At 63.3% G+C, this 5,519-nt stretch carries 7 protein-coding genes and 1 riboswitch; of the genes, 1 reads left to right on the top strand and 6 read right to left on the bottom strand.

Annotation, left to right across the window (positions count from 1 at the left end; all coding sequences use genetic code 11):
• The 4 genes from ABYB95_RS16075 to ABYB95_RS16060 all read right to left on the bottom strand — a co-directional run.
• The coding region (locus ABYB95_RS16075; protein ID WP_372659568.1) for a Cache 3/Cache 2 fusion domain-containing protein at positions 1-1,451 on the bottom strand (1,451 nt) is incomplete at its 3' end.
• A 35-nt stretch (positions 1,452-1,486) separates the two neighbouring features.
• Positions 1,487-2,014 (bottom strand): chemotaxis protein CheW, encoded by a 528-nt coding sequence (locus ABYB95_RS16070; RefSeq protein ID WP_372659567.1) that lies wholly within the window; start codon positions 2,012-2,014, stop codon positions 1,487-1,489.
• Between the two features lie 192 nt (positions 2,015-2,206).
• The gene (gene metW, locus ABYB95_RS16065) at positions 2,207-2,788 is read right to left on the bottom strand and encodes a methionine biosynthesis protein MetW (RefSeq protein ID WP_372659566.1); all 582 of its coding nucleotides are present in this window, start codon (positions 2,786-2,788) and stop codon (positions 2,207-2,209) included.
• Positions 2,785-4,038 (bottom strand): homoserine O-acetyltransferase, encoded by a 1,254-nt coding sequence (locus ABYB95_RS16060; RefSeq protein ID WP_372659565.1) that lies wholly within the window; start codon positions 4,036-4,038, stop codon positions 2,785-2,787. The genes metW and ABYB95_RS16060 overlap by 4 nt, the downstream gene beginning before the upstream one ends.
• Before the next feature lie 28 nt (positions 4,039-4,066).
• Positions 4,067-4,138: riboswitch (SAM riboswitch) on the bottom strand.
• Between the two features lie 314 nt (positions 4,139-4,452).
• On the opposite strand from ABYB95_RS16060, the gene ABYB95_RS16055 reads away from it, so the two are divergent.
• On the top strand, positions 4,453-4,866 hold the full coding sequence (locus ABYB95_RS16055) for an RNA recognition motif domain-containing protein (protein WP_372659564.1): 414 nt from the start codon (positions 4,453-4,455) through the stop codon (positions 4,864-4,866).
• Positions 4,867-5,107: 241 nt separating this feature from the next.
• On the opposite strand, the gene ABYB95_RS16050 is transcribed toward ABYB95_RS16055, so the two are convergent.
• Together ABYB95_RS16050 and ABYB95_RS16045 are read right to left on the bottom strand one after the other, a co-directional pair.
• Positions 5,108-5,410: a P-II family nitrogen regulator gene (locus ABYB95_RS16050; protein WP_372659563.1), complete on the bottom strand. Its 303-nt coding sequence runs from the start codon at positions 5,408-5,410 to the stop codon at positions 5,108-5,110.
• An 11-nt stretch (positions 5,411-5,421) separates the two neighbouring features.
• Positions 5,422-5,517 carry a sodium-dependent bicarbonate transport family permease gene (locus ABYB95_RS16045; protein WP_372659569.1) on the bottom strand — a complete coding sequence of 32 codons (96 nt, stop codon included), beginning with the start codon at positions 5,515-5,517 and terminating at the stop codon, positions 5,422-5,424.
• Positions 5,518-5,519 lie beyond the last annotated feature (2 nt).

The raw sequence follows: 5,519 nt of genomic DNA, 5'->3' as shown, positions 1-5,519 counted from the left end.
TTCTTGCTGCTGTGGTTGATCTCGTCCATGGTCACCACCACCTGGCCCACCACTTCGCCACCGCGCGTGGCGATTTCAGCGGCGGTCGAGACCAGCTGGTTGGCCTGGCTGGCCGCGTCCGCGCTCTGGCGCACCGTGGCGGTCAGCTGCTCCACGCTGGCGGCGGTCTGCTGCAGATTGGCCGCCGCCTTTTCTGTGCGCGACGACAAATCCTGGTTGCCGCTGGCGATTTCCACGCTCGCGGTGTTGATGCTGTCGGCGGCCGAACGCAGCTGGCGCAACATGTCCAGGAAGCGCTGGCGCATGCCCTCCACCTCTTGGACCAGACGACCGATTTCGTCGCGCCGCGTGCTTTGAAAGCTGTGGCTCAGATCGCCTTGCGCCACGCTGGTGACCGCCTTGGTCAATTCGGCCAGCGGCCGGCTCACGTTGCGGCGCACCAAGACGTACAAGGCCAGCCCCAGCACCAGCGTGGCCGCGATCAATGAGGCCCAAAACCGGTACTGCACGGCCCTGTAGCCTGCGAGGGCCTCTTGGTCGGACACCTCGGACACCACCCACCAGCCACTCGATTGGGCAGCGCGCATCACCACCCAAGCGTCGGTGGTCTGTGGGCGGAACAAGGCCTTGGCGTTCCCTATGCGCACGGACGCCGAGCCACGCAGCTGGTCCAAAAATGCAGAGGCATCGGGAAAACTGTCCAACACCTTGGCCCCTTTGGCCGTGGGATGGACAACAAAAACGGCAGCGGCGTTGTCGCGCCCCGGATCGATCACATAGGTACCCCCGTTTTCGAAGTAGCGCTCCTCGTCCACCAGACGCTCGATCGAGGTCGCGAAATCGGTGATGTCAAAACCGATGAACAGAATGCCGACCACTTGACCCGCATCGTTTTTGACCGCTTCGTAATGGGTCATGTACGGCGTGCCAAACAGCGTGGCGCGCCCGGTGTAGGCATCGCCTGCCAGCATGCGTGCATAGGCCGGGTGCTGGTGGTCGAGCATGGTGCCCAAGGCGCGGGTGCCATCTTCCTTCTTCACCGAGGTCGAAATCCGTTCGAAGTCTTCGCCCTTGCGCATGAAAACCGTGGCCACACCACCGGTTTCCTGGCTGAACGCATCGACTTGGGAAAAGTCACCGTTCAGGCTCATGCCCCAGTTTTGCAGCAACTGCTGCTCCGGGTCCAGCGCAAACGTGGCGCCGAACTTTCTTCGAAACGGCTGGTAGGCCCGGTCCGTCATCCGGCGCGCTGCACCATCGAACGCATCCAAGGTTCCTGCCATCAGCTTGGCGTTGGCGTCCACCGACTGCAGCACTTGTTCAAAAGCCTTTTTTTCTGCGTTCATGGCAACCATGGTGCTGACGATCAGCAACACCACCGTCAGCATGACCACGGCCTGCAAGGCCACGCGGCGGGCCACGGAGCGGGTTGGGGTATGGGGGGTTGGCATCCGCGTTCCTAGGGTCTAAAAGTGGGAAAGACGGTTCACTGCACCACAGGTGCCTGGTCCATAAGACCCATGTCGGTGCTCGACATCAGTCCCTCGATGTCCATCAGAATCAACATGCGTTCGTTCACGCTGGCGATGCCGGTGATGAAGCTGGTGTCCACCGTGGTGCTCATTTCCGGAGCCGGTTTGATCAGGTCGCTGGCCAGCCCCATCACGTCGGACACCGAATCGACCACCGCACCCACCACGCGGCCATGCACATTGAGCACGATGACCACGGTGAACTGGTTGTATTCCACCTTGTCGCAACCCAGCTTGATGCGCAGGTCCACGATGGGCACGATCACCCCACGCAGGTTGACCACGCCCTTGATGAAGGCGGGCGCCTTGGCGATGCGCGTGGGTTCTTCGTAGGAACGGATTTCCTGCACGCGCAGGATATCGATGCCGTATTCCTCACCGCCGAGGCGGAAGGTCAGGAACTCGGCGCTGGTTTTTTGCGCGGCGGCAGCCCGCGCACTGTCTTGGCGGGTCAGTTGGGTGGCTTCGTGGCGCATGTCCATGGATCAATCCTCGTGATAGAGAGCTCGTTCCATGGAATATCGGCCAGGTTGACCTGTCCTGAAGGCCGGAAAAGACGGTCAATTCCCGCGTTCTCACCCCGTGCGGGCACAAAGGAATACAAAGTGTTTAGGGGTTGTCCGCCAGACATGTCCGCCCGGGCCGCACAACGGCGAATCGGGCGGCAGCGGCCTTCAGCGCGAGAACCGGAACACCGCCGTGCTGGCCATGAGGTTGGGCGCGACACGGATCTCGCGGCCCTCGTGCAAGCCAAAACCGTCCTGGATGGACAAGCCGTTGCGCCGCGCCAGCACGTCGAAATCGGCGTAGGTGCCGACCCGGATATTGGGCGTGTTGTACCACTGGTACGGCAGGCGCTTGGTCACCGGCATGCGCCCCCGCAACACGTCCAGGCGGTTGGGCCAGTGCGCAAAATTGGGAAACGCCACGATGCCGATGCGCCCGACCCGGGCCGTGTCGAGCAGCATGGTCTCGGCGTTGCGCAAGTGTTGCAGGGTGTCGATCTGCAGCACCACGTCGAAAGACTGGTCGCCAAAAATGGTCAGGCCCTGGTCCAGATTGAGCTGCAACACGCTCACGCCGCGCTGCAGCGCGGCATGCACCTTGGCGTCGTCAATCTCCACGCCGTAGCCGGTGCAGCCGCGCGTGCTCTGCAAATGGGCCAGCAAGGCGCCGTCGCCACAGCCCAGGTCCAGCACATGCGAGCCTGGCGGCACCAGACGGGCGATCGACGCCATCACGCTGTGTTCGCTCATGCCGCCACCTCCGCCGCCACGCCCAGGCTTTGGGCCACGGTGTGGTCGAAATACGCGCGCACCGCCTGGTGGTAACGCGGGTCGTCGAGCAAAAACGCGTCGTGCCCGTGCGGCGCGTCGATTTCGGCATAGCTCACCTCGCGCCGGTTGTCGAGCAAGGCCTTGACCATTTCGCGGCTGCGAGCCGGCGAAAAGCGCCAGTCGGTGGTGAAGCTCACCAGCAAGAACTTGGCGCTGGCGCGCGCCAGCGCTGCGGTCAAGTCGCCACCAAAGGCCCGCGCCGGGTCGAAATAGTCCAGCGCCCGGGTGATGAGCAAATAGGTGTTGGCGTCGAAGTACTCGCTGAACTTGTCGCCCTGGTAGCGCAAATAGCTCTCGATCTGGAACTCCACGCCCTGCGTGGTGTATTTGTATTGCGTGCGCGGCTGCGGCTCTGGAGCGTCCCCGGGTGCGGCGTCCGGCAGCGCCACCGCCAGATCGGCCGGTTTCAGGCTGCGCCCGAACTTCTCGTTCATCACATCGTCGCTCAAGTAGGTGATGTGGCCGATCATGCGGGCAATGCGCAGGCCGCGCCGGGGCAGCGTGCCCGCGCGCAGGTAGTGGCCGCCGTGGAAATCGGGGTCGGTCACGATGGCGCGCCGCGCCACCTCGTTGAACGCGATGTTTTCGGCCGTGAGGTTGGGCGCGCTGGCCACCACCACCGCGTGGCGCACGCGGTCCGGGTATTGCAGCGCCCAGCTCAGGGTTTGCATGCCGCCCAGACTGCCGCCCATCACCGCCGCCAGCGTCTGTATGCCCAACACGTCGAGCAGGCGGGCCTGCGCGTGCACCCAGTCCTCCACAGTGACCACCGGGAAATCCGCCCCCCAGGCGTCGCCGGTGGCCGGGTTGGTGTGGGTCGGTCCGGAGCTGCCAAAACAAGAGCCCAGGTTGTTGACGCCGATCACAAAATAGCGGTCGGTGTCCACCGGCTTGCCGGGGCCGATCATGTTGTCCCACCAGCCCTGGCTTTTGGGAATGGCCACGCCATGGGCGTCGGCGTGCATGCCCGCGACGTGCTGCGAGGCGTTGAGCGCGTGGCACACCAGCACCGCGTTGGAGCGCTCGGCATTGAGCTGGCCACAGGTCTCGAACACCAGTTCGTACGCTGGCAGCACGGCACCGCTTTGCAGCTGCAGGGGTTCGGTGAATCGGTGCGTTTGGGGCGTGACGATCACAGGCTTGGTCCTCGGCGCCCAGGCAGGGCGCATAAAAAATCCCGATGCCGCCAAAGTGCGAGACCGGGAGTCCCCCCTTTAGCGGCATTTCTAAAGCGCCCGCAATCTGGATCAAATCGGCGCTGCGTTGAGTATAAATTGAAGCATACCGCCCTGCGGAATTGCGCCCTTTTGCGGCGCCGGGCCGCCTGGGGCGGGCCGCTCACGGCTTCAATCGCCCGCCGGGCGGGGCGGGTGCAAACAAGTGTTGTTATTGCGCACCGCACAGCCGCCGCCGCCTGGGGCGCCGAAAAAATGTCACTGTCTATGCGGCATTGGGCGCATAATCATCCGGCGAGAGCCATATGGCCTCGCTTGACAAGTGATCGGTTGGTTTCGCGTGCTACAGGTTTTGTTTGCTAACGGGGCTCCATCGCTATTTTTCTCTGTATTTTAGGAGTCCCAACAATGGGCAACAAACTGTACGTGGGCAACCTGCCCTACACCGTGCGCGACGAAGACCTGCAACAAGCTTTCGGCGCCTATGGCTCTGTCAACAGCGCCAAGGTCATGATGGAACGCGATACCGGTCGCTCCAAAGGTTTCGGCTTTGTCGAAATGGGCAGCGACGCTGAAGCGCAGTCGGCTATCGAAGGCATGAACGGCCAGTCCTTGGGCGGCCGTAGCCTCGTGGTCAACGAAGCCCGTCCAATGGAAGCCCGTCCTCCCCGCACCGGCGGCGGCGGTTTCGGTGGCGGCCGTCGTGAAGGCGGTTTTGGTGGTGGCGGCGGCGGTGGTAGCGACGGTGGTTTCCGCAGCCCCTACGGCGGCGGTGGCCGTCGTGAAGGTGGCGGCGGCGGCGGTGGCCGTGGCGGCTACTGATCAAACCCTTCAGGCTGTTTGCGCAGCCTGAAAGCAAAAAGCCCCTTTGGCATTCGCCCAGGGGCTTTTTTCATGGCTGCGTGAAACCCTCAGAACCAGTTGCCCCCTATGGGGCTCGTCCTATGGTTCCATGGGGAAACCGTTCCTGCGGTGTTCGGCAAAGTGCATGCGCCGCGCAGAACATAGACCTCTCGACCAAGCTCAGCCCGCATCGCTTTTCGCTTCTGAAAGCGCGTCCGGCTCAGAATTTCTCGGGCCGCAAGACGTCCACGTCGGCAAAAAACAGCGTCAGGCTGTGGTGTGGCGCGTATTCGGCCAGCACATACCGGGCAATGCTGTCGGCCACGGTCGGCTCACAGATCACCTTCATCTCGATGGTCCGGTCGGCCTCCCACAGAGCTTCTCGGGTGCTCAGACGGCTGCCGCCTCGCACGTCGTGCACCGTGTAGCCGTGTGCTCCCAGTCGCTGACTGTCAGCGACCAGGCGTTTTTCCAGCGAGGCCTCGGCGATGATGACCAGCAACTTGCGCGGGTGTTTTTCCATGGGCAACTTTCTCAGGCGTGCAGCCAGCGCGCCAGCTCCAGATAGAGCGGCACGCCCAGCACGATGTTGAACGGAAAGGTCACCCCCAGTGCGGCGGTGATCGACAAGG

This window comes from Hydrogenophaga sp. (assembly GCF_041633695.1).
GTDB lineage: Bacteria > Pseudomonadota > Gammaproteobacteria > Burkholderiales > Burkholderiaceae_C > Hydrogenophaga.
Note: the sequence above shows the minus strand (reverse complement) of the source record. Positions and strands in the feature narration are given on the sequence as shown.